Origin of the sequence: Dokdonella sp. (assembly GCF_049593775.1) — a bacterium.
Lineage (GTDB): Bacteria > Pseudomonadota > Gammaproteobacteria > Xanthomonadales > Rhodanobacteraceae > Dokdonella.
Genome location: NZ_JBAWHJ010000288.1, coordinates 1 through 1572 on the forward strand (window position 1 = coordinate 1; position 1572 = coordinate 1572).

The window sequence follows — 1572 nt, forward strand, 5'->3', positions numbered from 1 at the left end:
CATTCCGCGCAATGCCAGCGTGCGAGCACTGCGTGATTCGGAGTTGCTGCGACTTTCGCGCAGTGATTTCGAGAAACTGGTCAACCATCACCCGCGCGCAATGCTGGCAATGGCGCGCCTGGCCGTGCGCCGATTGTCGTCGCGCGATGAGGACGCGTCGCTCGGTGCGCCGCGTACGTTCGCCGTGCTGCGCCACGATGCCGGTGTCGATGTCCACGGTTTCGCGGACGAATTCGTCAAGATGCTCGGTGCCTTCGGCAGCTGCACCATGATCGACCGACAAAGCGGGCTCGGCCAACTGAGCAGCTGGTTCAACGAGATCGAAGCACGCACGCGCTTCGTGGTTTATGTGGCAGATGCGGATGATGACTGGCAGGCATTGTGCGTGCGCCAGGCGGACTGCCTCCTGCTACTCGCCAATGCCGCGGAGTCGCCACAGGCGTGGCCGGCAGGAGCCTGCGCCGATGCATCCACGGCCTTGTCCCGACCTCGTCATCTGATCCTGCTCCACGAGGGCAGGATCATCCACGGCACAGCCAGGCGGTGGTTGAACAAGACGCCGGGCATCCCGCATCACCATGTCCGCGATGCACACGATGTGCGCCGTATCGCACGCCTGTTGACCGGACGCAGTCTGAGCCTGGTCCTGTCCGGCGGTGGCGCACGCGGCTTTACCCAGATCGGCATCGTGCGCGCGCTGCGCGAAGCAGGCATGGAAATCGATTGCGTGGGTGGTACCAGCATTGGCGCCATCATCGGTGCCGGCGTTGCACTGGAGTGGAGCGATGAGGAGATGTTCGAAAACTACCGGCAGAGTTTCGTCGTCGGTCGACCGCTGACCGACTACACCCTGCCTCTTGTCGCACTGACGCGCGGACGCCGGGTGGCGCGCCTGCTGCGCGAACAATACGACGACCGTGACATCACCGATCTTCCGCTTCCCTATTTTTGTTGCTCGTCAAATCTCAGTACCGGCGAACTGGAAACGCATCGCGAAGGCCCCTTGTGGCTTTGGCTGCGCGCCTCCAGCGCCATTCCGGGCGTGCTGCCGCCGGTCTGTCATCACGGCCAGGTCTACGTCGATGGTGCCGTCATCAACAACCTGCCCACCGACATCATGCATGCGCAACAGCCTGGCGAAATCGCTGCCGTAGACATCGGTGCAGATGACGCCCTGTACACCTCGATCGAGGAGTACTACACGCCGCCAATCTGGAAGTTGCTGTTCCAGTTCGGGCGTGGCCAGCGGCCCGGCATTTTCGACGTGCTGATTCGCTCGGGAATGGTCAACGCCGAAATCGCCAGCGCCGAACGCCGCGAACTTGCGAAACTGCTGTTCGAACCGCCGGTGCGTGAAATCGGCCTGCTCAACTGGAAGGCTTACGAGCACGCAGTCGAAAGTGGCTACCAGTACGCCTTGCGCGCGATCGAAGACCAGCGCAACAACTTGCAAACCGATGAGGTGCGCCGAGTTTGAGAGGGAAGCGGGATGCCAGGTGGCGTCCCGGCGCCGCCTTCGGGCGTGAGGGTCAGGTCAACGCCATCAGCTTGGCGAAATCAACGCGCTTGAGC

The 1572-nt window shown here is 62.7% G+C and carries 1 protein-coding gene; it reads left to right on the forward strand.

Features of this window, described 5'->3' with window-relative positions:
• Positions 1 to 1477 (forward strand): patatin-like phospholipase family protein (locus WBP53_RS10195; protein WP_423928547.1); only part of this gene is annotated, 1477 nt, incomplete at its 5' end.
• Positions 1478 to 1572 lie beyond the last annotated feature (95 nt).